This is a genomic window from Duganella sp. CF458 (assembly GCF_900113115.1).
Classification (GTDB): domain Bacteria; phylum Pseudomonadota; class Gammaproteobacteria; order Burkholderiales; family Burkholderiaceae_D; genus Rugamonas.
In genome coordinates, this window is the sequence record NZ_FOOF01000015.1 from 70,177 (window position 1) to 95,049 (window position 24,873).

Annotated in this window: 20 protein-coding genes and 1 tRNA gene; 7 read left to right on the forward strand and 14 right to left on the reverse strand. The window is 64.1% G+C overall.

Going from position 1 to position 24,873, the window contains the following annotated elements; translation table 11 throughout:
* The first annotated feature begins 13 nt into the window (after positions 1 to 13).
* Positions 14 to 1,318 carry a peptidylprolyl isomerase gene (locus BM269_RS22015; protein ID WP_090442179.1) on the forward strand — a complete coding sequence of 435 codons (1,305 nt, stop codon included), beginning with the start codon at positions 14 to 16 and terminating at the stop codon, positions 1,316 to 1,318.
* Here the strand turns inward: BM269_RS22015 and BM269_RS22020 are convergent.
* The 3 genes from BM269_RS22020 to BM269_RS22030 form a co-directional block, all read right to left on the reverse strand.
* Complete coding sequence (locus tag BM269_RS22020; RefSeq protein ID WP_090442182.1) at positions 1,315 to 2,625, reverse strand: hypothetical protein; 1,311 nt, start codon at positions 2,623 to 2,625, stop codon at positions 1,315 to 1,317. The genes BM269_RS22015 and BM269_RS22020 overlap by 4 nt on opposite strands.
* Positions 2,626 to 2,708: 83 nt before the next feature.
* Positions 2,709 to 4,910, reverse strand: a complete 2,202-nt coding sequence (locus BM269_RS22025; RefSeq protein ID WP_090442185.1) for a penicillin acylase family protein — start codon at positions 4,908 to 4,910, stop codon at positions 2,709 to 2,711.
* 3 nt (positions 4,911 to 4,913) lie between these two features.
* Positions 4,914 to 5,762, reverse strand: a complete 849-nt coding sequence (locus BM269_RS22030; protein ID WP_090442188.1) for a hypothetical protein — start codon at positions 5,760 to 5,762, stop codon at positions 4,914 to 4,916.
* Positions 5,763 to 5,886: 124 nt separating this feature from the next.
* On the opposite strand from BM269_RS22030, the gene BM269_RS22035 reads away from it, so the two are divergent.
* Positions 5,887 to 5,970: transfer RNA gene (locus tag BM269_RS22035), tRNA-Leu, on the forward strand.
* 8 nt (positions 5,971 to 5,978) lie between these two features.
* Here BM269_RS22035 and BM269_RS22040 read toward each other — a convergent pair.
* Genes BM269_RS22040 through BM269_RS22060 form a run of 5 tightly spaced genes read right to left on the reverse strand, consistent with a single transcriptional unit; the run spans position 5,979 to position 11,082 of the window.
* Positions 5,979 to 6,866: an STM4011 family radical SAM protein gene (locus tag BM269_RS22040; RefSeq protein WP_229204742.1), complete on the reverse strand. Its 888-nt coding sequence runs from the start codon at positions 6,864 to 6,866 to the stop codon at positions 5,979 to 5,981.
* A complete protein-coding gene (locus tag BM269_RS22045; protein ID WP_229204743.1) occupies positions 6,860 to 8,239 on the reverse strand; it encodes an STM4012 family radical SAM protein in 1,380 nt (459 codons plus the stop codon). The genes BM269_RS22040 and BM269_RS22045 overlap by 7 nt, the downstream gene beginning before the upstream one ends.
* Positions 8,236 to 9,072: an STM4013/SEN3800 family hydrolase gene (locus BM269_RS22050; protein ID WP_229204744.1), complete on the reverse strand. Its 837-nt coding sequence runs from the start codon at positions 9,070 to 9,072 to the stop codon at positions 8,236 to 8,238. Before BM269_RS22050 ends, BM269_RS22045 begins: the two co-directional genes overlap by 4 nt.
* Positions 9,069 to 10,199, reverse strand: coding sequence for an STM4014 family protein (locus tag BM269_RS22055; RefSeq protein WP_139232826.1), 1,131 nt, complete (start codon positions 10,197 to 10,199; stop codon positions 9,069 to 9,071). Before BM269_RS22055 ends, BM269_RS22050 begins: the two co-directional genes overlap by 4 nt.
* The gene (locus BM269_RS22060; RefSeq protein WP_090442200.1) at positions 10,168 to 11,082 is read right to left on the reverse strand and encodes an STM4015 family protein; all 915 of its coding nucleotides are present in this window, start codon (positions 11,080 to 11,082) and stop codon (positions 10,168 to 10,170) included. Before BM269_RS22060 ends, BM269_RS22055 begins: the two co-directional genes overlap by 32 nt.
* A 323-nt stretch (positions 11,083 to 11,405) precedes the next feature.
* Here BM269_RS22060 and BM269_RS22065 point away from each other — a divergent pair, with 323 nt between their 5' ends.
* The 4 genes from BM269_RS22065 (at position 11,406) to BM269_RS29685 (ending at position 15,918) form a co-directional block, all read left to right on the forward strand.
* Positions 11,406 to 13,097 (forward strand): ABC transporter permease, encoded by a 1,692-nt coding sequence (locus BM269_RS22065; protein ID WP_090442203.1) that lies wholly within the window; start codon positions 11,406 to 11,408, stop codon positions 13,095 to 13,097.
* Entirely contained in the window at positions 13,094 to 14,371 is a 1,278-nt protein-coding gene (locus BM269_RS22070) for an ABC transporter ATP-binding protein (protein WP_090442207.1), read from the forward strand. Before BM269_RS22065 ends, BM269_RS22070 begins: the two co-directional genes overlap by 4 nt.
* 38 nt (positions 14,372 to 14,409) lie before the next feature.
* The gene (locus tag BM269_RS22075; RefSeq protein WP_090442210.1) at positions 14,410 to 14,943 is read left to right on the forward strand and encodes a hypothetical protein; all 534 of its coding nucleotides are present in this window, start codon (positions 14,410 to 14,412) and stop codon (positions 14,941 to 14,943) included.
* A 138-nt stretch (positions 14,944 to 15,081) separates the two neighbouring features.
* Positions 15,082 to 15,918, forward strand: coding sequence for an NF038132 family protein (locus BM269_RS29685; RefSeq protein ID WP_211482736.1), 837 nt, complete (start codon positions 15,082 to 15,084; stop codon positions 15,916 to 15,918).
* On the opposite strand, the gene BM269_RS22085 is transcribed toward BM269_RS29685, so the two are convergent.
* The 5 genes from BM269_RS22085 to BM269_RS22105 all read right to left on the reverse strand — a co-directional run bounded on the left by BM269_RS22085 (position 15,910) and on the right by BM269_RS22105 (position 22,267).
* Entirely contained in the window at positions 15,910 to 17,115 is a 1,206-nt protein-coding gene (locus tag BM269_RS22085; RefSeq protein ID WP_229204745.1) for a voltage-gated chloride channel family protein, read from the reverse strand. The genes BM269_RS29685 and BM269_RS22085 overlap by 9 nt on opposite strands.
* A 4-nt stretch (positions 17,116 to 17,119) precedes the next feature.
* Entirely contained in the window at positions 17,120 to 18,508 is a 1,389-nt protein-coding gene (locus BM269_RS22090) for a multicopper oxidase family protein (protein WP_090442215.1), read from the reverse strand.
* Positions 18,505 to 19,860: a TolC family protein gene (locus tag BM269_RS22095; protein ID WP_229204746.1), complete on the reverse strand. Its 1,356-nt coding sequence runs from the start codon at positions 19,858 to 19,860 to the stop codon at positions 18,505 to 18,507. The genes BM269_RS22090 and BM269_RS22095 overlap by 4 nt, the downstream gene beginning before the upstream one ends.
* Positions 19,861 to 19,932: 72 nt before the next feature.
* Complete coding sequence (locus BM269_RS22100; RefSeq protein ID WP_139232827.1) at positions 19,933 to 20,316, reverse strand: hypothetical protein; 384 nt, start codon at positions 20,314 to 20,316, stop codon at positions 19,933 to 19,935.
* A 25-nt stretch (positions 20,317 to 20,341) separates the two neighbouring features.
* A complete protein-coding gene (locus BM269_RS22105; RefSeq protein WP_170860454.1) occupies positions 20,342 to 22,267 on the reverse strand; it encodes a TOL_0244 family TonB-dependent receptor in 1,926 nt (641 codons plus the stop codon).
* Between the two features lie 168 nt (positions 22,268 to 22,435).
* Between BM269_RS22105 and BM269_RS22110 the strand changes: the two genes are divergently transcribed.
* A complete protein-coding gene (locus tag BM269_RS22110) occupies positions 22,436 to 23,293 on the forward strand; it encodes an MBL fold metallo-hydrolase (protein WP_090442226.1) in 858 nt (285 codons plus the stop codon).
* On the opposite strand, the gene BM269_RS22115 is transcribed toward BM269_RS22110, so the two are convergent.
* Positions 23,294 to 24,730: a M28 family peptidase gene (locus BM269_RS22115; protein ID WP_090442229.1), complete on the reverse strand. Its 1,437-nt coding sequence runs from the start codon at positions 24,728 to 24,730 to the stop codon at positions 23,294 to 23,296.
* Between the last annotated feature and the right edge of the window lie 143 nt (positions 24,731 to 24,873).

The following is a 24,873-nucleotide window of genomic DNA, read 5'->3' on the forward strand; positions in this document are numbered from 1 at the left end:
CTGCAAGCGCCCGATGCGGGTGCTTGACTTGTCCGGCCACTACCAGCGGCGGGTGGAGATCGACACCTGTCCCCACTGCTGCCTGGTGTGGTTCGACGATACCGAATCGGTGCGGCTGGCGGGTGCCGGCATCACCGGATTCTTGCGCCAAATCCATGCCGCCATGCAGGCCGGCGGCGATCATGCCCACGCAGTTTCCCTGGCAAGGGTGCAGTCCTGTCCCGTTTGCGGCGCCGCGCTGAAACCCGTCTTCAACATGACGCGCTTCGGGCGTACCAGCCAGCTGGATTGTCCGCACGGGCATGGCTATTACCAGACCTATATCCTGTACCTGGCCGAAAAGGGCTTCGTGCGCCCATTGGCGTGGGCGGACATCCGCTCGTTGCTTGCCGCCGGCAAGGAGCTGTTTTGCGCCGATTGCGGCTTCCCCTTGCCCAACCGGCCGGTCGAGGCGTGCCCTGCCTGCCAGTCGGCGGTGGGCGTGATCGATCCGGCGCGGCTGGCCATCGCAACCTACGCGGCAGACGGCGGTGCGATCGTCAGGAATGTCGCGACCGGGCTCAATCAGCACAAGTGCCATGCCTGCGGCGGCGCCGTCGACCTGACGCACGACATCAAGTGTCCGCACTGCCATGCGCCTGCGCTAAGTCATGACGTCCCTGAAACGGCTGCTGCAGCCGTGACCGAAGCGCCCGTCGTGCCGACTGCCGACCAACGCCGTCAAGCGGCGGCCGGGCGATCGGCATTGTCGGCGGCGCAGCTGGCGATGGTCGACTTCAGCGGGGAGCGGTCAACACAACGGCAAATAAACCGTGCCTTCCGTATCGCCATTGGCATGCTGGTGGCGGCGATCGCGTTTGGGGTCATCGCCTGGAACTGGCACATGGGCCAGCCCGTCAACGGCGTTCTGCAGGTCGCTCCCGTCATTTCATACAGCCCTCGCTTCAGGGACGATCGAATCGAGTGCGACCTGCATTCAGCGGTACGCCGTGAAGTGCGGGTGCGCCAGTTGATCGTGACGCCCGGCACACCCGGACCCGGCCAGGCCATCGCGACTTATGGCGCCACGCGCATGGCCTACCAGCGTGCCATCACCGTGCGCAACGATTGGAAGAACGGCATCGACTTCGAACTGCTGGAGCCACAGTTCAGCAATCCGTATGCAACCCCGCGCAGCATGCCGCCGGGCTTCTTCCGTCGGGGTGAAGCGCTGGCCGCAGTGGAGCGCGTGGCGTTCTGCCTGCCGGTTCGTGAAATCAGTCCGCCCGTGCTGGCGGAAGACGGCTTTCACCTTATCGAGGTGCTGGAAGTGCGCTAATCGTCGGGCCGCCGCACCGGGTCATCGATTCTGAATATTCGCCGCACCAGGCCTTCCAGGGCCACGAATACCCCCTCCACACCGAAGCCGGCGATGAAGGAAATCGCCGACATTCCGAGCGCCTGATTGCCCAGGAGTCCGCTCTCGCAGCCCGTCGACTGGGAGGAAGGATTGACGAACAAGGCGATGCAGGCGCCGATGGTGGCGCCAAGCGCCAGTTGCATCAGGGCCAGCGTAAATTCGCGTGGCGACAACAGGCTATCGCGCATCTTGGCCCATAAGCTACGCACCACGGCGGCGCCGGCGCCCAACACGCCGTAGCACAAGGGCAGCACGGCAGTTCCCACCACCAGCGTAACCACGCGCGCCTGCTCCTCCAGCGCACGTTGCAGGCGGCCTTCTTTTTCGGTGGGCGCGGCAATCGCCTGCAACGCGCCGCCAGGCGGCATGCGTCCAAACGGGCGCGCCAGAGTGTCATAGCAGGCCTGCCAGGGCAGCAGCCAATCGCGCAGGTTCATGCCGATCGCGGCCGCCTGTTGCGCCAAATGCTGGCGCCGGGTGCAGAGCTGGTACTCGACCATGCTGCGATCGTGGGGCAAACCTGCCATATCGGATTCGGTACAGAACTGCATAGGCGGCGCGGTGCCGCTGGCGGCATGCTTGAGCTCGGCTTCCCCGATTTCCTTGGACAAGGCCGCTTGTGCGGCTTGCACCGCGTCCAGGTGTTGCAGGATCGCGTTGCCGCCGGCGACGTGCCAGGACATAAGGCAGGTCAACACTAGTCCCACCAGCAGCAGGTAGACCACCAGCTTCATGCGCAGGTTGAACCTTGACGCCACCCTGACCAGGCCGGGAAACGCATTGCGGGCCAGGGTCAGGCGCGTCGGTTTGTCCCATTGCGCACTGTTTTCCGAGCCGGTCCCGCTGGAGCCTTTGCCGAACATCCTGTCGCGCAACCAGTTACGCCAATCCCGCCGGTTGTCCTCACCCACCACCAGCAAGGTGAAGGCGATGGTCAGGCCCGTCGCCGGGCGTGCTGCGGCATTCAGCCTATCCTTGGCGCATAGCACTTTGACCGCCTGCGCCACACGCTGCTGGTCGTTTTCGGGCGGCGTCAGGCCGATTGCGCACAGCTCATCGATGTGCGGTTCGCCGTCGTCCTTGTTATCGAGTTTGTGGAGGCTCTTGTCCCAGCGCCCGGAGATGTGGTCAAGCAGCAGGAAGACTTCATTCAGTTCGCGAATGAAGATGAATTGCTCGATCCGCTGGCGGGCAGTGCCGCCATTCTCGTCAGAGTCGGAAGACATCGGCGCCTCCCCGTTGGCAGTTTGTCACTTCATTGTGCGCCTGCCAGTCAGGGGAGGACTTTGCGCTATCTCAAACGTGAACCTTATTCACCCGGGCGGTACTTGCGTTCCAGGTTCTTTTCGATGTCTTCCTTGTAGAACAACACGTCCTTGAACTCGCCACGCGCATACATCTCGGCCTGGTCGCTGAAGTGCGGCGATGCCGGATCGCCGCTCTGGCCGCCGGCCAGGATGCTCTTCGCCTTGACCTTGGGGCCGAATTCCACGGCCGCCACAAAGCTATTGCCGCGCTCGCCATACATGCGTTTGGTGCGCAGTTGCGACGTCATGCCGTAGGCGGCCAGCGCGCCGTAATTGCCGGACGCGTAAGGCACCGGGATGCTTGGCTTGTTGTCGTCAAACGGTTGCACGATGTCGCCGGTCAGGCGCTGGAAGCGGTTGATCTCGCCCCAGGGGGTCTTCCAGCTGCCAAAGTCCGCCGCCAGCTTGTTCGACGCGCGCACCAGTGCTTCCAGGCGCTGCTTCGACGTGAGCTGGGTTTCCAGGTAATCGAGCATCGGGATGCCCTTCTCTTTCGCGGCCCGGCCGTACTGTTTTACCTGGTCCTGCAACCAATAGATGGCCACGGAAGTCGGCACCGATGTCAGCGAATAGCGCAGATCCCAATCGCGCAGCAGCGTAACCTGTTCGATCACCGCAGCCTTGGACAGGTCGCTGGCCGGTGCTTCGTCATAAGCGCGCACCAGTAACGGCAGCAGCGGTTCGAAGGCCGTCAACTGGCTGTCGTAAGCTGCCGCGATCAGGCTGTCGATGGTGAAGTCCGTCTTCCCTTGCAGCACGCGCACCGCATGAATGCCGCGCGCGTTCTCGGGGTTGACCGACATATAAGCCGGATAGTTTTCAGGGCGCGGGCTGAAGGCGCCGGCCGCCGAGAATGGCCAGTTGTTGGTGTTCTGGATCCAGCCGTTCCGTGGATTGAAAAGCTGGATGGTTTCGCGCACCTGGTGCAAGCCTTTCCAATCGGTCGCCGGTTCGGCGCCGTCGACCGGTTTGGTGTAGTCGAAACGCGGGTCGCGCACCGGCATGAAATTGCCGTGGAAGTAGGCGATATTGCCATCCGCGTCGGCGTACACGGTGTTGTTGGAGGAATTGGTGCGCAGCTCCATAGACTTGTAAAAGGCCGGATAGTTGCGCGCCTTGGTACGGATGAACGATTGCGTCAGCGCCTTCAGCGGCTCATTCATCATGGCCACGGACACCCATTTGCCGTTCTGCTCCCGCACCACCGGACCGCGGTGCGTGAAATACGCTGTCACGGTCTTCTCCGCCTTGCTGCCGTCGGCGGACTTGTAAGGCAGGCGCACATGCTCGACGAGGAATGGACGCAGCTCCTTGCCGTACTGGTAGAAGAACTTGCCGTTCTTCTCGACTACCGTTTCCAGGTATTCGTCGATCACGTCCCCACCGCCGGAGGTGTGCATCCAGCCGATGCGGTCGTTGAATCCCTGATAGACGAAGAACTGGCCCCAGGTCACCGCGCCATAGGCATTCAGGCCTTCCTGGCTGTTCACATGAATCTCGGGCCGGAAGTAGAACGAAGTGTGCGGATTGATCATCAACAGCGCATGCCCGGATCTGCTCAGTGCCGGGGCTATGGCAAAGCCGTTCGAACCGCGCGGTTCGTTATCGAGGTCGCTGCCGGCCGCCGCCAGCGCAGGCGCCGGATGCTTGCTGTAGAACGCCTTCAACTGTTCGATGTTGACGGTTTCGATGTCGCCGCCGATGCTGCCTTCGCTGAAACTGAGTGCCATCCAGGGCTCGAAGCGCGCCAGCAGGCGCGGCTGCACCTTCGGGTGGGTGTGCAGGTAGAAGTTCAAGCCGTCGGCCCAGGCCACCATCAGTTTCTTCAGCCAATCCGGGCTCGCCTTGTACTGCGCCTTCAACTGCTCGGGCGTGATGAAGAGCTTCATGCGCAGGTCCTGGTACAGGGCCTTCTCGCCTTCCACTTCGGCCAGGCGGCCCATGGCGTTGATGAAATTCAGTTCAATGCGCTTGAAATCATCTTCCGACTGCGCATACATCATGCCGAATACCGCGTCGGCGTCGGTCTTGCCATAAACATGCGGAATGCCCCATTTGTCGCGCAGGATGGTGACACGCTTGGCAATCGCTTGCAGGCGCAGCACTTCGGCGGGACTCAATGCACCCGCCGCCTGAGGGGCGGCCGGCGCGGCAATCGCAGGAATGGCACAGAACGCGACCAGCGCGGTACTCAGCTTAAGCATGCTTTATTGCTCCACCAGTTGTGCAATGCGTTCGCGCAGTTCGGCGTTTTCCGCCCGCAGCGCGGCATTCTTCTCCTTCAGTTGCGAGATTTCGAGGCGCAGTACTTCCACCTCGGTCAGCGGCGCCGGACGTTCCGACGCTTCGTAATGCCCTTCACCTGCATCCTCTTTCGGCGCTTTCGCGGGGCGGTTGGCGGCGCGCTGTTCGCGGATCTCGCGGGCAGCCTGCTGCAGGAACTTCCGGCCACCGGCGACAGCCGACTTCTGGTCATCTTCCGACAGCGAGGCCACGGTGGCGGCGGCATTGATCGAGATCGTACCGGAACGCACGGCTTCCACCAGCTCCGGCGTAGCGCTGCGGGTGATTTTTTCGATCTGGCCCAGGGTATTGGCGCTCAAGCGCGCGGCACGGGCAATATCTTCGCGTTTGGCTTTCGGCTTTGGCGGTGGCGCCGCTTCTTCGGCTTCCGGGTCGGGCGGCGCAATGGCGGCATCTTCCGCCTTGGCCTGCTCTTTCACAAGCTGTTCACGCTTGGCGATGATTTCCTGCTGGCGCAGCGCCAGCACACCACGCTGGAAGTCCGACACGCTGCGGCGGCCCAGGTGGTTGTCGATCATCCACAGCATCACGTCTTCAATATCCTTGAAGCTCGTGTTCTGGGTGACTTTGTAGGGAATGCCATGCTGCTGGCAGATCGAGTAGCGGTTGTGGCCATCGACCAGAACATCGTTCCACAGCACCAGCGCATCGCGGCAACCTTCGGCCAGCAGGCTGCGTTCCAGCGCGGTCCGCTCGGCCTCGGTCAACGGTTCGATATAGTCCCGCAGGACGTCGTTAATCTTGATTTGCATGTGGTCTTTCCAGGGATTCTGCGACCAGCATGCTACAACATTCCGTGACGATTTCAAGCGTTGTCGGAATTGCCACTACTGGAAGTTAACCAACAGACATGTCATAATAGCGGGCTTCAAGCATGCCCCGGTGGTGAAATTGGTAGACACACCGGACTTAAAATCCGTTGGCCGCAAGGCCGTGCCGGTTCGATTCCGGCCCGGGGCACTCTCCTGTCAGGCTTCCAGTACCTGAAAACGCAAGGGAATACGCGCCAGCGTTCCGGTGCCGAAATCCCGCCCGAATGGCAAATCCCGCCGATGCGCATATCCAATGAAGCAATCGCATTTCAAGCGGCTGCATGGACGTTCGCCCACCATCGAGTCCAGCGAATCGCGGTACAAATTTCCCAGCCGCTGGGGGATGAAATGGCAACGTTGCACCTCCCCATCGCCATCGACGGCAATCACTTCCTGGCCTGCGGCGCAGGGGCTGCCGCGTGACGGTGCCGGGCGCCGGTTATAAACGAACCAGGGATCGATCGCATCCAGCCATGCCAGGTCGTCCGCCGTGTAGTAGCCTGGCCCGCGCCGGTCGTAGGCGTTCAGCCAGAGATACTGGCCCGGCGGCAGCGCCGACCGCAGTTCGCGGATGGCGCTGAAATGCTCGCGCATTGCGACCACGCCAACGGAAAAGCGTATCCCCATCTTGTCGAGACGCGCGCAACGCTCGATGAACCGTTGTTGCGAAGTCTGTCCAGGGTGATAGGTGCACCACAGCATCACCTTGGCCAGATCGACGTGCTCCAGCCAGGACAGCGGTGCTGCCAGATTGGTCTGCACGGATACTTGCTGGACATGCGGCATCGCCGCCAGCGCCTGCACCGCCTCGCGGTAATGGCGCCGCACCAGTGCCTCGCCCCACGGGGTGAACTGGATGCGCAGATGGCGCTCCTGCTGCCCCGCCCACGCTACGAAGCGCGCGACTTCCGCGGCATCCTTTGCCAGCCTGGCGCGGCTATCCTTGCGCTTGGCGAAGGGGCAGTAGCCGCAATCGTAGTTGCAGCTCTCCAGGGTACCGCGGTACAGCAGCGAAAGCGTCGCCTGGGCTCCGGCGTTCAGCACGACGCGCCGCCATTGGACATCAGCTCCTGTACGCGCCCGGATGCCAGCCATGGGCCAATGGTGTCGGCATAGGCGTAGCCCAGGTCGTTCAGGCGAAGGATGGCGCCGGATCGCTCGGCCAGGCCGAGTGCGTCCAGCTCCCTCAGATCCGGCAAATCCTCCAGGCATGTGCTGCCGAAACGCGCCGCATAGGCCTGCAAATCGAGGCCGGGATCCGTCAGCAGCGACTGGATCACATAGCGACGCCGCTGTTCGTCCAATCCAAGCTGGAAGCCATGGCGCGCTTCCATGAAATCCCCCTCTTCGTAAGCGAGATAGCCCTTGATAATGTCCATCGTGCCAGCGCGCCCCACTGCGTAATCGGTTGAATAATGCAGCCCGCGCGTATAGGAACGGGCGCCGGTGCCAAAACCCACCATGCCGTCGTTCTGGCAGCAGTAGGAAGGACCCGCCTGGTCGGGAGCATGGGGCGCACGGAACATGCGCATCGAAACCTGCACATACCCCCGCGCGCGGAGGTGGTCGCGCGCCGCGATATACAGTTGCAGGCGGCTGTCGCCATCGGGAGCCAGCGGGATCGTGTCGAAGCTTCCCGCCGCCCGCCGCTGCGCCAGTTTGCCCAATCCGGTGTGCTGGCGCACGTAGAGCGGATACAGGTACAGTTCTTCCGGCATGAACTCCAGCGCACTGTCGATCGAGGCCAGCAGGCTGGCAATCGATTGCCCGGCGATACCGTAGATCAGGTCCAGGTTGAGGGTCGGGAAACCGGCTTCGCGAATGCGCGCAATGGCGCTGCGCACCGCGTCATTTTGCTGCGGCCTCGCCAATGCGCGCATTTCAGGGGCAGAGAAGCTCTGGATGCCGAGGCTGACGCGGTCGATGCCCATCGAGCGGCACACCGCCAGTTTGTCCGCGGTCGCGGTTTCCGGCGAAGCCTCGATGCCGGCGGGAGTGTCCTGCAAACGAATACCAAGAATGTCCTCGGCGGTCCGCAGCAAGGTCTCAAGCTGGCGTGGCTGCAGGAAGGTTGGCGTGCCGCCGCCCAGTGCGAAGCGGGCAAACCGCCGCTCTCCCAGCACATCGGTCAGCACCCGCATCTGGCGTACTACCTGGGATACGTAGCGTTCCACCAGCTCGTCGCCGGGATTGGCCATCGCGAACAGGTTGCAAAAGCCGCAGCGCATCTCACAGAACGGGACGTGGATGTAGCCGAACAAGGCCGAGCGGTCTTCGCCCGCCCACAATGGTTGCAGCGGCATGGGCTGCTCCAGGGTCCGGTACGCGGACTTGTGCGGATAGGAGTAGGAATACGCCTGGTACGGCGTTTGCCGCATGCGTTGCGCCAGTGTGCTGGCGGGGACGGGGTGGTTCAAGATCGCGTCGCTCCGGGCGAGTTAAGGAAAAAATGCGCGTAAGGGACGTTCCACACGGTTTCATGCGCCAGGCGATGCCCCTGGAAGCCGGCTTCCCCATATGCGCTGCCGTGATCGGAACAGATGATGACAAAGGTCGGTGCGCGCGCCGCACAGGCGGCCAGCAGCGGTTCCAGCTCGCGGTCGACATAGCGCAGCGCGGCGGCATGGCTGTCCAGGCTGTCGGCTTTGCAGCCACGCAGGTAGACCCGGTTTGGCTTGTGGATCGCCGCCACGTTCAGGAACAGCAGCACGCGCCGCTCACCTGCAGCCTGCAGGCGTTGCTGCGCCAGCGCCGCCTGGTTCGCGGTGGAAGCGGGGGCGTCAACTCCCATCGAGTGCGACCAGTGGCTTTCGGCGAACATCGACGGCAGGACGCATCCCAACGCGGTCTGTTTGTTGAAAAAACCAACGCCGCCGATGCAGACGGTATGGTAGCCCGCCGCTGCCAGGCCGGAGGGAATACTCTCCTGTTCGAACACGCAGGTATGCGCGGAAGTCGTCTCGCTGCCGCGAAATGCCGTGGCAAACAGGCGTGGATGCGGGCCGGGACTGTCCGGCGTCGGCAGGAATCCGGCAAAGAAGGCATGGTGCGCGGCATAGGTGAAACTGGCCGGCGTATGGCGTCGCTCCCAGCCGCCCGGCGGGAGATGGCGCCCGAGCACGGGCAGTTCACCTGCCTCGTACAATTGCTGCGCGACGTCGTAGCGCAGCGTATCGAGCGTGATGAACAGGATGTCGTGGCTGCCCACCACCTGGTTCATATCGGGAATGCTGTGTGCCGGCAGAGTCATTGCGTGAAGCTTTTCCATTGTGCCGTGTAGGTATCCTGCCCCTGCCAGAGCAAGCCGGGAAGGAGGTCGCCGAAAGCATTCGCTTCCAGCACATGCGCCTGGCCGCGCTGCGCCACCAGGTCCAGCCCGATGATGTGGCTGGCGGGGAAGGCCTGCGCCGCCTGTCGTGCGACGTTCTCCAGCGCCAGCAACGACGCGGGGTCGAGCAGGCTTTCGGTTTCGGCACGGCGGCTATCCAGGTGCAGGTTGGTCATCATGCGCGTGCCGATGCGGGCCACCCGGTGCGCCGGCTGGCCCGCCAGCGTGAGTACGCGGATGTCGTAGTGGCCATTGCCTGCGCGCGGCTTGGGCAGCCACCCTTCCGCGTAGGCCTGCTGTTTCGCGAGAAGGTCGAGCAAGGTTCGAATGTCGGCGGCCTGGTGATAGCGGCTCATGCGCTTCGCGTTGTACAGCCGCGCGCCGCCGGTGCCGTCCACCAGTTGCGCCGAAGTGGTGGCCTGTTCGTCGCCACGCCGGTTGCGGCGGTAGGCAACCACGCCGGATGCACTGGAGCCGTAGCGGGTCTTGATGAAGGCCCGGTCCAGGCCGTGCTGATCGAGCAAGGAGCGGAAATGATCGTAGCCTTGCACCGTGCCCAGCAACGGCGCAATGGGCACATGATGCCCTGCGAGATGCTGCTGGCAAGCCAGCTTGTCCGTCATCAGCAAGGCTTCGCCCGGGGAGTTCATGACACGCACATGTGGCATGCCTGCCAGTTGCTGCTCCAGGCGCTGCAAGGCACCCTCCAGGCCTTTGAACCAGGCGCCGCAGACCGCGATCTCGCCGTGCTCCAGCGGGCCTGGCATAGCGACGCCATCGACCATGCAGCCGTCGGCCAACAACCGTGCCTGGGCGGCCGGATCGTCGCCGGGAGGTTCCATCTTGAATACACAGGGCCGCTCCAGCATGCCGCTCAACTTCCCTGGCGCTGCCAGCCAATCGCGCCATTCAAGCACTTCGGCCGGCGGCAAGCCGGCCGAAGTGCGGGCCTGTTGCGTCAGCCGGATGCGTTTTCCACCGGCTGCGCCCAATAGAACCAGGCGGCTTGGCAATGTCTTACTCTCCAACGGCGACGTAGCGGTCGCCATCGTCGTCTTCCTGTGCGTCATCGAGTACCACTTCCAGCGGCAAGGCCTTCAAATTCTCCTGCACCTCCGGGGAGATGTAGTGATGCGACAGGTCGAGGCGGCGCAGTGCACGCACGTGAGGGCTGTCCAGCAAAGCGCGCGCCCCTTCATCGCCCAGCGTGCCCAGCGACAGGTCCAGCGTGTGCAGTCGGCCGACAATTTCTTCGCCAGCCAGCCACTCGGCCAACTCGTCGGAGATCTCGGAGTCGCGCAGGCCAAGGTAGCGCAGCGACGGGCCGGCCAGTGCACCCAGCAAGCGGCGGTACAATTCAACGTCGCCGTCGAAGCCATAATCCTCGGAGCCCAGCCACACTTCAAGATGCTCCAGGGCCGGCAGCGAAGAGCCGATCAGCGCTTCCACCACTTCAGACGGCAGGCCACCCGATTCGATGGTCAGCTTGCGCAGAGCCGTATGCGTCACCGGCTCCAGCGCCAGGTCCTGTGCACCGCGAATGCGCAATTCTTCCAGCTTTGGAAACGCCTTCAGCAAAGGCGTGTAGTCGCCCTGCACGATCCACGAAATCTCGCATTCTTCAAACGTCATGTCGCCAATGAACAATGCGCGCAGCGCAGGCAGTTCCGGCGCGTGGGCAACCAGGGCCGCGATGACGTCGTCGGCGCTTTCCTCGTAAGGTTCGCCCCACATGCCGAACACCAGCGCGTCAAGCTTCGACTTGTCGGCGCTTTGCAGGAATTGATCGAGCAGGTCCGGCATCTTGCGTTCGTCGTCATATTCGAGCGCCAGACGGTAGACTTTGTCGCCGGACAGGTCGACCGGCAACGCCGGGTCAAAAGCGGTGACGGTTTTATTGAAGAAGGTTTCAGTGCTTTCGGAGATGGTCACAGTGCGCTTCCTGAAAAAGACCCTGGCGCCTTTCGCCTGGGAAATGTTGAAATTTTAACAGGCGCGCGGCTTAACGTCCGCTTAAATTAGGTGATTCCCTAAGTTGACTCTGGCGATCCCATCCGCCTACACTGCGCCCCGTTATCATATTTTGGAGCCCCCTTTCATGGGCACTTGTTCGAGTCATAGTTGGCACCGAATTCACTTCGGCATCGCATAACGGCACGATCACGTCCTGGGCTCCTGTCCCTCCGTCATCTGCCATCAGCGGATGATGATTCAAGCGCGCACGATCGCGGGCCCGCATCCTTGCGGAGAGCCTGATGTTCGCATCTATCACTACACGTCCCAATCGCTGGGACTGGGCATTGCTGCCGCTCGTGCTGGCGGTGCTGCTCGCTGTTGCCTATGGCGCCATGCAGATGGCGCGCCCCTTCGTGCTGGGACAACCGATGGCCGTCAGCCTCGATCCGGCCGCGCTGCCGTATTACCTGTTGCGCACCATCCTGCGCATGTTTGCCGCGTTGGGCGTCTCGCTGCTGTTCGCCTTCGTGTTCGCGGCGGTGGCGGCCAAATACCGGCTGGCTGAAAAAGTCCTGGTGCCGCTGCTGGACGTGCTGCAGTCGGTGCCGGTGCTGGGGTTCCAGGCGATCGCCATCGCGCCGTTCATCGCCCTGTTCCCTGGCAGGCAGCTGGGGGTCGAGTGCGCGGCCATTTTCGCGATCTTCACCTCGCAAGCCTGGAACATGGCATTCAGCCTGTACCAGTCGATGCGCGCCGTGCCGGCCGAATTGCGCGAGGCGAGCCGCATGTTCCGCCTCTCCGCCTGGCAGCGCTTCTGGCGCCTGGAACTGCCGTTCGCCATGCCCGGCCTGCTGTGGAACATGATGATGTCGATGTCGGGCGGCTGGTTCTTCCTGGTGGCTGCGGAGGCGATCTCCGTCGCCGGGCAGGACGTCAAGCTGCCGGGCATCGGCGCCTACATCGCGGTGGCGATCGAGGCGGAAAATGGCCGCGCCATCGCCTGGGCCATCGGCGCCATGTTTGTCGGCATCGTCATGTACGACCAGCTTTTCTTCCGTCCGCTGCTGGTGTGGGCGGACAAGTTCCGCTTCGAAGAACTGGATGGCGAAGCGGGCCGGCGTTCCTGGCTGCTGGACTGGGTGCGCCGCAGCCGCATCACCAGCGGCCTGGCCGACCGGGCCTGGAAGCTGATGCGCGCCACCCTGCGCTGGTTCCCTGCCCGTCCGGTCGACGCGGCCGGCGCAGGCAAGGCCGCGCGCCGCTGGCGCCTGCCGTCGCGTGCCGCCGATGCGCTGCTGCTGGTGCTCGCGGTGTGGGCCAGCTATCGCGTGGCTGCCTTCATCCACACCGAAGTCGGATGGCGCGAAGCGGCCAACGTGTTCGGGCTCGGCCTGGCGACACTGGCCCGCGTGGCGGTGCTGATTACGCTGGCTTCCCTGTTCTGGGTGCCGGTGGCGGTGTGGATCGGCTTGCGCCCGCGTTATGCGCAGAAAATCCAGGCAGTGGCGCAGTTCCTGGCCGCGTTCCCGGTCAACCTGCTGTTCCCGGTGGTGGTGTACGCGGTGCTGCACCTGGGCCTCAATCCGGACATCTGGCTCAGCCCCCTGATGGTGTTCGGCACCCAGTGGTACATCCTGTTCAATGTTGTCGCGGGGGCGTCCACCCTGTCCACCGACCTGCGGCTGGCAACGGCGAACCTGGGCCTGAAAGGCTGGCTGAAATGGCGGCGCGTCTACCTGTCGGGGGTATTCCCCAGCTATGTCACCGGCGCCGTCACCGCCAGCGGCGGCTCGTGGAACGCCAGCATCGTAGCCGAATACGTCACCTGGGGCAAAACCACGCTGGTGGCCCATGGCCTGGGCAGCTATGTGAAGCAGATGACCGATGCCGGCGACTTCCCCCGCATTGTGCTTGGCATCGGCGTGATGTGTGTATTTGTAATGGCAATCAACCGCTTCGTTTGGAGCCGTTTGTATCAGGAGCAGGCATGAAAAAAGAAACCCTGGTCGACCTGCAAGGCGTCGGCAAATCCTTCCGCACTGGCGATGGCGCCAGCCGCACCGTACTCGATGGCGTCGACTTTGCACTGGAGTCGGGCGAGATCGTCGCTCTGCTTGGCAAATCGGGCTCCGGCAAATCGACCCTGCTGCGCATTATCGCCGGCCTGGTGCAGGCCGATGCCGGCGCGGCCAGGTATCGCGGCGCGCCGCTGGCCGAGCCGGTGCCGGGCATCGCCATGGTGTTCCAGTCGTTCGCCCTCTTCCCCTGGCTGACCGTGCAGCAGAATGTGGAACTGGGCCTGGAGGCGCAAGGCCTCGCGCCTGCCGAGCGGGCAGCCCGCAGCGGGGCCATGCTGGACTTGATGGGCCTGTCGGGCTTCGAAGGCGCCTTGCCGCGCGAGCTGTCCGGCGGCATGCGCCAGCGCGTGGGCATCGCGCGCGCCCTGGTGACGAATCCGGACGTGCTCTTGATGGACGAAGCGTTTTCCGCGCTCGACGTGCTGACCGGCGAAACCCTGCGCAACGACATCCTCGAGCTGTGGGACCACGGCCGCATTCCCACGCGCGGCATCCTGGTGGTTTCGCACAATATCGAGGAGGCGGTGATGATGTCGGACCGGATCATCATGCTCTCCAGCGATCCAGGCCGCATCCGCACCGAGATCCGCATCGACCTGCCGCGCCCGCGCAATCCGGACAGCCCGGCCGTGCGCCAACTGGTGGACGAAGTGTATGGCCTGATGACCATGCGCGCACCCGCCGCCAGCCCGGTACGCGAAGCAGGCCCCGATTACCGTCTGCCCGATGCCGACATCGAGCTGATCGAAGCGGTATTGTCCCTGCTGGCATCCGAACCCTTCGAAGGCCGCGCCGACCTGCCGCGCCTGTCCGACGAAAGCGAACTGCCGGACGAAGCCCTGTTCCCGGCCTGCGAAGCGCTGTCCCAGCTCGGACTGGCGACGGTGGAAGGCGGCGACATCACCATGACGGCGCTTGGCCGCCGCTACGAGGCGGCCGACCATGCGGGGCGCCAGGCTATTTTCGGCCGCCAATTGCTGGCGCACGTCGCACTGCCGCAACGCATATACAGCATGCTGCGTGCTGCCGCAGACGGCGCGCTGCCGGAAGAACAGGTGCTGGCGCAACTACTCGAATCCAACGACCCCGAACAAGCGCGCCGCATCATGCGCACCGCTGTCGAATGGGGCCGTTATGGAGAGATTTATGAGTTCGATTTCCACACCCGCCGCCTGGGTCTGGCCTGAAATCGTTGAGGCACTGGCGGGATTGCTATACTAAAGGGATGAAAACCCTGCTTCCCGTCGCGGCACTGGCTGCGCTCCTCACTGGCTGCGCCGGCATTGGCGCACAGAGCTTTTACGCCAACCCATCGGCGGCTAGCGCGTTCGAGATGTGCAAGACACTTGCCACGGGCTCGCCCGACATGCATTTTTCCAATGCCCTGCGCATGGAGCTGGGCCGTCGCGGCGTGGCCGAGGCATCTTGTCCGGAAGTTATCAAAGAGCGCGAAACCTGGGTGACGGTTGGGGTAGCGGCCGGTGTGGTCGCGCTGGCCGTCGCTGCCAGCAAGCATAACGACGTCAGCATCGGCGTCGGCGGCACGATCGGCCTGTACGGCGACGACTGGTATTCCGAACCGAGCTACGCGCCGCATACCGACCGTGAATGGGCCTGGGACCGTTACACCGGCGAGAACGGCAGCCAGATCTGGGCCTGCCGCGGCGTCCAGACCGGCGCCATGGTCGACCCATCGCAGTGCCAGGGCCGCCCATTGGCCGACACGGTCTGGCCCGGCCCAGCTGCGCCGTTCAGGTAGACCGTTTACCGCGGCGCACTTCAAGCCCAAGTCCTATACTGCCTGGCTATTGTCCCCTTCCGCACGATAGCGACAGTCTTTCGGCAGATCCACCCTACACGAGGAGAATGATGGCGTTCTCTTCGATGGGGCTGCGAAATGAAGACAAGAAACTTTTTGATGCTCGCCACCTGCGCGGCATTCTCGGCACTGGCCGCGCCTGCCCTCGCCGGCACCTTCGACGACGGCCTTCCAGCACCATGGCGCTGCACCGGCCAATGCGGCACTTTGGGGGGCAATGGAGTTGTCGGTCGCGCACCGGGCGGCGGAAGCGCCTATGGCTGGATCTCCAGCTACAACTCCAACAGCGAAGTCGCGCTGCCCGGCGTCGGTGGCCTGGGCGAGGCAACGAACGGCTCGATCCTGCGTTCGGTCTCGTTCATGGCCGACGCGAATGCGACGCTCGATTTCCGCTTCAACTACGTGACGACCGATGGCGCAGGTTATGCGGACTACGCCTGGGCGCGCCTGCTCGACGCCGACAACCAGCAAGTTGCGTTGCTGTTCACCGCCCGCACCAACGAGAATGGCAATGCCATCCCCGGCTTCGACATGCCGGCGCCCGTGGCGACGCTGACGCCCTTCCCGGTCGCCATCGCTCCGGGCCAGACCAATTGGGCGCCCCTGGGGCCCGATTCGGACGAGTGCTATGACGTCGGATGTGGCGCCACCGGCTGGGTGCGGGCGCAATATGCCATCGCCAGCGCAGGCAAATACCGCATCGAATTCGGCGTGACAAACTGGGACGACCAGGACTTCGATTCCGGACTGGCCTTCGATGCCATCGCCGTTGGCGGCGCGCCCTTGCCCATCCCCGAGCCCGGGCAGTACGTCATGCTGCTGGCGGGCCTGGCCATGCTCGGTACGTGGAGGCTGCGGGTCAAGGCACATGCGCCTTTTGGCGCGCGGAGCCTGGAGCAGCGCTTATCAGGCTGATGGTCGCCGCTGGGCGCGGTAAATCCCCGATTGGCCGGAAAACATGAAGGCAACCGCACAGGCCAGCGCTGCATACGGGCCGATTGCAGGCCCGAACAACTCCATCGCCATCACCGTGCAGGCCAGCGGCGTATTGGCCGCACCGGCAAACACCGCAACGAAGCCTATTGCCGCCAATAGCGGGAACGGCAGGTGCAGGACCGGCGCGAGCACGTTGCCAAGCGTAGCGCCGATGTTGAATAGCGGCGTCACCTCGCCGCCTTTGAACCCGGAGCCCAACGACGTCACGGTGAAAACAAGCTTGCCGAGCCAATCCCACCACTCGAGCGGCACGCGGAAGGCCTCAACCATCGGCCCGATGCCCAGGCCAAGATAACGGTGCAAGTCGACTCCCGCCGCAGTGCCGGCGCCGACCACCAGTGCAATCACCGCTCCGCCAATCAACGGCCGCAGCGGGGCATAAGCAAAACGCGCCTTGAACCACGCCGACAAGCCATGCGTGGCTGCCGCAAAGGCTCGCCCAACCAGGCCGAACACCACGCCCGCTGCAACGATGCCGGCAAGCGCCAGCAGCAGCGGGCCATCGGGCGCGCCCAGCGTACCGGCCGGGTAATGCGTGTGCCCCACGCCCCAGGCGCGCGTGACCTGGTCGGCCAGCACCGCCGCCAGCATGCAGGGGTATATCGCGGTAAAGCGCATGCGTCCCACCACCAGCACTTCCAGTCCGAAGATCGCACCGGCCAGTGGCGTGCCGAACACCGAAGCGAAACCGGCACTGATGCCGGCCATCAGCACCGCGCTGCGATCCTCGCGCGGCAGGCGGAATACATGGGTGAGCTGGTCGGCCAGGGCCCCGCCCATCTGCACCGCCGTGCCTTCACGCCCGACGGAAGCGCCGAACAGATGCGACACCACGGTGCTGCACAGGATCAGCGGCGCAAGCCGCAGCGGCACCACATTCTTCGGATCGTGGATCTCGTCGATCAGTAGGTTATTGCCCGCTTCGACGCGGCTACCCACGTGCAGGTAGATCCAGCCGACGGCAAAACCGGCCAGCGGCAGCAGCCACACCACCCAGCGATAGGCTTCACGCCAGGCGGTGGCTACGTCCAGCGCCACCAGGAAGAATGCGGAAGCGCTGCCCGCCAGCACCGCGACGATGCCGGCCAGCAGGCTCCACTTCCCCAGGTAGCGCAATTGCTTAGTGATGGTCGTGCCCCTTCTTGTCGCGGGTCACTTCCATCGGCTTGACACCGGCGGGCGGCGCCGAGTTGGGGGCGGAAACCGGTGGCGGCAGTTCGCCGGTCCACTCGTAAGCCGTGGTGCCTTTCGGCGCCCTGTACCAGCCAGGATCGGTGTAATCGCCCTTCTTCTGGTCCGGACGGACTTTCATCAGCGTGAACATGCCGCCCATCTCGATGTCGCCATACGGGCCGGTACCGGTCATCATCGGCAACGTGTTCTCGGGAATTTCCATCTCCATGCCACCCATCGAACCGCCTTTGTCGCCCATCACCATATAGCCGGGCACCAGCTTGTTGATCTTCTCGGCCACGCCCTTGTGGTCCACCCCGATCAGGGTTGGCACGTTGTGGCCCATGGCGTTCATGGTGTGGTGCGATTTATGGCAGTGAAAGGCCCAGTCGCCAGGGTTGTCGGCGATGAACTCGATGGCGCGCATTTGCCCTACCGCGACATCGGTGGTGACCTCCGGCCAGCGCGCGGTCGGCGGCACCCAGCCGCCGTCGGTGCCGGTCACTTCGAAGCGGTGGCCGTGGATGTGGACCGGGTGGTTGGTCATGGTCAGGTTGCCGGCGCGGATGCGCACGCGATCGCCCTGCCGCACGACCAGCGGGTCGATGGCGGGGAAGACGCGGCTATTGAATGTCCAGATATTAAAGTCCGTCATCGTATTGACCTTGGGGACCATGCTCCCGGGTTCGATATCGTAGGCGCTGAGCAGGAATACGAAATCGCGGTCCACCGCATGCTGGCGCGGATCTTTCGGGTGGGTCACCCAGAAGCCCATCATGCCCATCGCCATCTGCACCATCTCGTCAGCATGAGGATGGTACATGAAAGTACCGGCATGCCTGGCGACGAACTCATAGACGAAGGTCTTGCCCGGCTGGATCGCCGGCTGGCTGACGCCTGACACGCCATCCATTCCGCTTGGCAGGATCTGGCCGTGCCAGTGCACGCTGGTATGCTCCGGCAGCTTGTTGGTGACGAAGATGCGCACCCGGTCGCCCTCCACCACTTCGATGGTCGGCCCAGGGCTCTGGCCGTTGTAGCCCCACATCTTGGCATACATGCCGGGCGCAATCTCACGCACCACCGGCTCGGCGACCAGGTGGAATTCCTTCACGCCATCCTTCATGCGCCACGGCAGGCTCCAGCCGTTCAAGGTCACCACCGGATTGTATGGACGGCCGTTGGGCGGCATCAGCGGCGGCGCTGTCGAAGCATTCGATTGAACCGCTGCCTCCGGCAAGCCGGCAGCGCCGGCACGGCTCACCAGGCCCGCTCCAATCAGGGCGGTGGCGCCGTTGACGAGGAAAGAGCGGCGCTTGTTGACAGGACTATTCATTGCTGCACTCCTTTACCGCCAATCGCGGCATCCAGATTGGCGTCCGCGATCCAGTATTCCTTCAGCGCGGTGATGGTGTTATTGACGGCGCTAGCCTGTTCGCGGGCGTCTGCCAGCAGTTCGAACACGGACAGCAGCATGCCGTTGTAGCGCAACAGGGTCTCTTCGGATATCTTCTGCCGTAAAGGAATCACCACGTCGCGGTAATGCTTGGCCAGCGCGTAGGAAGCCTGGTAGTCCTGATAGCTTTCGCGCGCCTCGCTACGGGCATTGGTCGCCGCCGCGGCCAACAGGTTGATCGACTGCATATAGGTCGCCTCGGCATGCGCCACGCGGGCGCCGCCCCAGTCGAACAGCGGCACCTCCAATGAAATTTCGTAGCCATGCGAACGGCGCTCGCCATCGCGCTCGCTGATGCCGCCCAATTCCAGCACGTTGATGAAGCGCGTGGTCCTGGTCAGGCCCAGCGAACTGGCCGTGTGCCCTGCGGACAGTCGGGCGGCCTGTAAGTCCAGGCGGTCGCGCATGGCGGCAGCTTCGGCATCGTCTACCTTGCGCGGACTTGCCGGGAGCTCAGGCAAGCGCTCCGGCAAGCGGTATGCCGTGGCTTCGGCACCGGACAAGCCGAGGATGCGGGTCAGTTTCTCGCGGCTGGCGCTGGCGGCTTTGCGGGCACGCGCCACGTCCGCCATGGCATCGGCGTGGAAGGCCTCCTCCTTGGCCGCATCGTATTTGCTCCAGTTGCCGGCTGCCTGCATGCGGCGCGCCAGTTCACCGCCGGCATCTGCCGCATCGCTGATCTGCTGGGCATACGCAACACCCTGCTGCGCCGCGACGGCTTCGATCCAGGCCAGGCGGGCCTGGTGCGCCATCGCGACAGCTTCGCCGGCCAGTTCCAGCTTTACCTGCTCGAAACGTTGCGATTCGATGCGGCTGGCCAGCGGCAGCGTGAGCAACTGGATGAAGTTCATGCTGAGGGTGCGTTCGATGCCGACTTCGCCACCGCCATGCGTGCGCTTGAAACTGAAACCTGGGTTGGCCAGTCGGCCCGCCTGCACCAGTTCCGCTTCGGCGATGCCGAGGTCCCAGTAGCGCGCCTGCAGGCCGCGGTTGTTCAAAAGTGCGATCCGGACTGCCGTGTCGGCGCCGAGCGGCTCGACCAGCAGCTTTGTCAGCTGATCGTCCAGCGCGCGCCGGTCGTTGTCGTTGCGCAGCAGGCGCGTCTCGGCGCCGCTGCGGCTCTTGGTGGCTTGCGCCACTGCGCCGAAGCCGCCATCGTTCGAGAACGTGGCGCAACCGGAGAGCAGCGCAGCCACGACGGCCATCGCCGCCGGCTTGAATGCTTGGTTCATGTTTGTCTTTCCAATGCTTGGTCGTCCTGTGCGGGGGCGCAGGATGGGGCCAGCCGCCACGGCTGGCATGGATCAGGCAAGGATCGCCCGCGGCGGGCGTTTGGGAAGGGCAAGGTCGACCGGCAGCGGTGGCACGGGTTCGGGCGGCAGCAGGCGTTCGGCAAGCTGCGGGTGGGAGACGGGTTGCGGCAGGCCGTAGGCCAGCGCTGCGCCGACGCAGCAATCGCCCATGGCGCTGCCGTGCGCGCTGCCGGCGCAATCGGCGCCGCTGTCGCCGGCCTGCTGGGCAGAGGCCAGCATGGCCGCATGATCGTGCTCGCCGCCCGGCACCGCCTGGGCGACCGGCTTGGCAGGACTGTCCGCCGCGCACAGCAGCATGCTGGCCGAGGCGAAGCCCTGGAAGGGCAAAGCCACCAGCATCAGCCACAGCGCAATGACACTGATCATGGATTTCATGGGCAGCGATATTACCATGCCCACATTAGAAGCGGCTTATGACCCTGACATAGGCGCCGCGCCCCAGGGCCAGCCGCGTGGCGCCGCTGAATTCCTCGTGTTCCCGGCCCAGGGCATTGCTGGCGCCCAGCGCCAGTTCCAGGCCCGGCTTGAGCTGCCAGTTGAAGTTCACGTCCAGCGCGGTGTAGCCGTCGACAGCCGTAAAGCGCAGCGGACCGACGTAGCGCAAGGTCAGGTCCAGGTCGCGCCCTTCGCCCAGCGTGTAGGACGAGCGCAGCTTCGCCACGCGGCGCGGGTCCCAGTTCCCTGTTACCGAGCGGTTGCCGAAATCGCGCTCGCCCGGCTTGAGCGAAAATTCTTCATGCATCAGGGTCAGGCCCGCACTGAGACGCCAATCCTGCGTGGCCTGGTAGCTGCCCCATCCCTCCAGGCCGCGCGTTTCGCCCTCCATGCCGTTGCCGATCTCAAACACCAGCGGCGCCACGGGCTTGATGGTGCGCAGCTTGTCATACAAGGCACGATAGACGGTGAGCGAATAGCTGGCGCGGTTGCCGAACTGTTGGCGCAAGCCGATCTCAATCACCCGCGCCGTCTCGGACTGGAAAGCAGGACCGCCGGTCAACGTGCCCAGCGGACCGGCATTGATATAGATTTCGCGGTCAACGCGCGATGGCGCCCGCACAGTGCGCGACACGGCGGCCCACCAGGAAGTCGACGGCGTGGCCCTCCACGCCAGGCGCAGGTTGGGAAGGAACTCGGTGCCGGTGTACATATTGCGCTCGATGCGCAGGCCGGCCGTCAGGTTCAACTGCTCGCCGAGGGCGATGGTGTCCTGCCCGAACAGGCTGGCCCAATGCATGGAGGCGCGCTCAGGACGGAAGGCAGTACCACTGGTGACCGCCACCCGGTCGTGTGCGAACCGGTATTCGGCGCCCGCTGCCAGCGTGTGCCGGCCGAGCGGTGCGAAGTTATAAAGCGCCTGCAGGTCGGCGACGTCCAGGTTCTCCTTATAGGCGCCGGTCTGGTCGCGCTCCGTTCGATCGTAGTAAGCCAGCAGGGACAAGCTGGCGCCGCCATCAAGCTGGCGGGTCCAATGCCCCATCAGGTTGGCGCCGCGCATCGATGCAGCGGGCAAAGGAACGGCAGGCGGCGTCGCGACCTGCCCGGCGCCGATGCGGTACACGTCGCCCTGCACCGTCAGCGCATCGCTGCCGCGCAGCCAATCGGCGCGAAATCCCGCCTGCGCATTGTGCCAGGCATCGCCCAGCGTCTTGCCGGCCAGCGTTGCACCGTGCGGCATGGCGTAATCCAAGCCATAAGCGCGCCAGGCCCCGTCCTCCATCGCAGCGCCGTAACGGAAAGCGGCGCCGGATTGATCCTGCCCCCAGCGCAGGTCGGCCATCGCGCCGATCGTCGACGCGGCAGGCTTGGTGATCACGTTGATCACGCCGTTGACGGCGTTGGTGCCCCATAGTGTGCCGCCCGGCCCGCTGACCACTTCGATGCGCTCGATGGCGTCCATCGGAACCTGCTGTACGTCCCACGACACGCCGGAAAGAAGCGGCGTATAGACCGAGCGGCCGTCGATCATCACCAGCTGCTTGTTGGCGCTATTGCCGGCGAAGCCGCGTGCGGTGATGGTGTAATTGCCGGCAGGTGTCTGCGCCACATGCAGGTTGGGTGCCATGCGCAGCGCTTCGGCCAGGCTGCGCGCGCCGCTGCGCCGGATGTCGTCCGAAGCGATCACAAAGACCGAAGCCGGGGCATCGCCCAGCCGCTCTTCGCGTTTTGAAACGGACACCACGCGCACGTCGCTCAATTCTTCGAGCGACAGGTTGGCAAAGTTTTCCGGCGCAGCCGCGCCGCCGGCGGCAGCGACTGCCGATAGCGACTGGCTGCAGATACAGCCAGCGAGCAGTCCCCACTTCAGTGAATCGCCTGCTTTGGGCATGTCGGCCTCTCTTTCAGGAAGCACTGTCGAAAATCTTATCACGGAGATAGTTTTTGCCGCCACACCGATGGCTTGCATCGTAAAACGAATAAGCCTCGCCCGCTATATCAGGATTCTTTATAATAGTCGGGCTTGAATCATCCTACTATCCTGATACGAAGCCTGAGAATGAAGCCTGAAATTCAGGGGTTCTTCGACCCCGCCACATCCACCGTCAGCTATGTCATTTACGAGGCAGACGGCGGCGAATGCGCCATCGTCGATTCAGTCCTTGATTACGATCCAAAGGCCGGCCGCACCGCGACGACAGCCGCCGACAAGATCATCGCCTTCGTACGCGAACATCGCCTGAAGGTGAGCTGGCTGCTGGAGACCCATGCCCACGCCGACCACCTGTCGGCCGCCCCGTACCTGCAGGAGAAGCTGGGCGGGCGCATCGGCATTGGCGCCGGCATCTGCAAGGTGCAGCATGCCTTCTCGGCAATCTTCAACCGCAAGGGCGAAAAGGAAGACGGTTCACAGTTCGGCCACCTGTTCGAGGCCGACGAAGAATTCATGATCGGCAAGCTGAAGGCGCGCGCAATGCACGTACCGGGCCATACGCCGGCCGACATGGCGTACCAGGTGGGCGATGCGGTATTTGTCGGCGACACGATGTTCATGCCGGACGTGGGCAGTGCGCGCTGCGACTTCCCGGGTGGCTGCGCCGGCGATCTGTACAAATCGGTGCACCGCCTGCTGTCGCTGCCGCCGGAAACCCGCCTGTTCATGTGCCACGACTATCCGCCTGCCGGCCGCGAACCGCGCTGGGAAGTCACGGTGGCCGAGCAGCGCGCCGCGAACATCCATATCCGCGACGGCGTCAGTGAAGAAGAATTCGTGGCCATGCGCACCAAGCGCGATGCCACGCTGCAGATGCCGGTACTGATCCTGCCTGCCATCCAGGTCAATCTCAGTGCCGGCCACCTGCCGGAGGCGGAGGATAACGGCGTGCGTTACCTCAAGATCCCCCTCAACGCCCTGTAATTACTTCAGCGGCTCAGGCGCGCGGCCGATCGGATCGTCGGTGTTGGCCAGGTACCAGGCCAGCGCGGACATCACGGCGACGTGCTTCTTCATATTCACCGGATCCACCTTGTCGAAAGTATCGGCCGGCGTGTGGTGGTAGTGGAAGTAGGCACTGGTGTCGACGTAAGGCATGAAGGAAGGCACACCGCCCGCCTCCAGCTGGTGCACGTCCGAACCGGATGCAGAGTCGCGGCGGTTGAACACGCCGGCGCCGATCGGCAGCAGCGCATTGCTCACCGGTGCGAAATACTTCTCCGCTTCGCGGCGCACGCTGCCCATGATGCCGAAGGTACGGCCCACGCCGCCGTCGGTCTCGATCGCGGCGAACTGCTTTTCCAGCTTGCCCTTGTTCGCTTCGTAGTAGGTATTGCCGCCCTTCAGGCCATTCTCTTCATTCGCCCAGGCCACCATGCGGATGGTGCGGCGCGGCTGAAGGCCCAGCTTCCTGATGGTTTCCAGCACACCCATCGAGGTGGTCACGCCGGTAGCGTCGTCATGCGCGCCGGTCGCCAGGTCCCAGGAATCCAGGTGGCCGGAAACGATGACGACTTCGTCGGCCTTATCCGTTCCCGGCAGGTCGGCGATCACGTTGAAGGTGTCGGCATCGGGCAGGACTTGCGGGGTCAGGGTCAGCTTCATCTTGACCGGGCCGCGCTTCATCAGGCGGCCGATCAGCATCGCATCTTCCGCCGTGACGGCAGCGGCGGGGATGCGCTGGTCGTCTTTCAGGTTGGTGGCGCCGGTATGCGGCAGGCGATAATCGGCGCCGCCGACGGAACGCACCAGGGCAGCAGCTGCACCCAGTTCGGCCGCCATGCGCGGACCGTTGCCGCGGTAGCGCGCAGCCTGGCCATAGGCGTTGCCGGCCAGGCCGCGGTCCGCCATGCCCTGGTCGAACACCACGTCGAACAGCACGATGGCGCCCTTCACTTCCGCCGCACGGGCTTTCAGTTCATCGAAATCGTGCACCACCACGATTGGCGCGGTCAGGCCGGTGGCCGGAGTGGCGCCGGAGCCGCCGAGCGCCGTCAGCACCACGCGCTGGGTGACGTTGGCCGGACGGCCCTTGTAATCCACCAGTTCGGCCTTTTCCTCACCGCGCACCCAATGCGGTACCTTGACCGGTTGCAGGGTGACTTTGGCGCCCAGTGCGCGCATGGCCGCGGCCACTTGCTCCACCGCCGCCGCGCCGCCCACCGAACCGGACAGGCGCGGGCCCACCAGGTCGGTCAGGTCTTCCAGGCGCTGGTAGGAGTAATCGCTCTGCATCGCGGCATCGCGGATCTTGCCGAGGGTAGCGGCGTCGTTCGGGTTGGCGGCACTGGCGATGCCGGAGAAACCTGCGCCCAGCAGGCAGACAAACAGGGCGGAAAGGGCGGGCTTGCGGAGGTTCATGCGTTTCCTGTGAGAAGGTTCAGTTTCGCTCGGAACTTCATACAATAGCGTATTTGCCAAGATTGTGCTGGGAGGGCAACTTAAGGATACAAATCTCTCTCCACTGTGGAGTTTGTAAGAATGTGTATATGCACTGGCGCAAG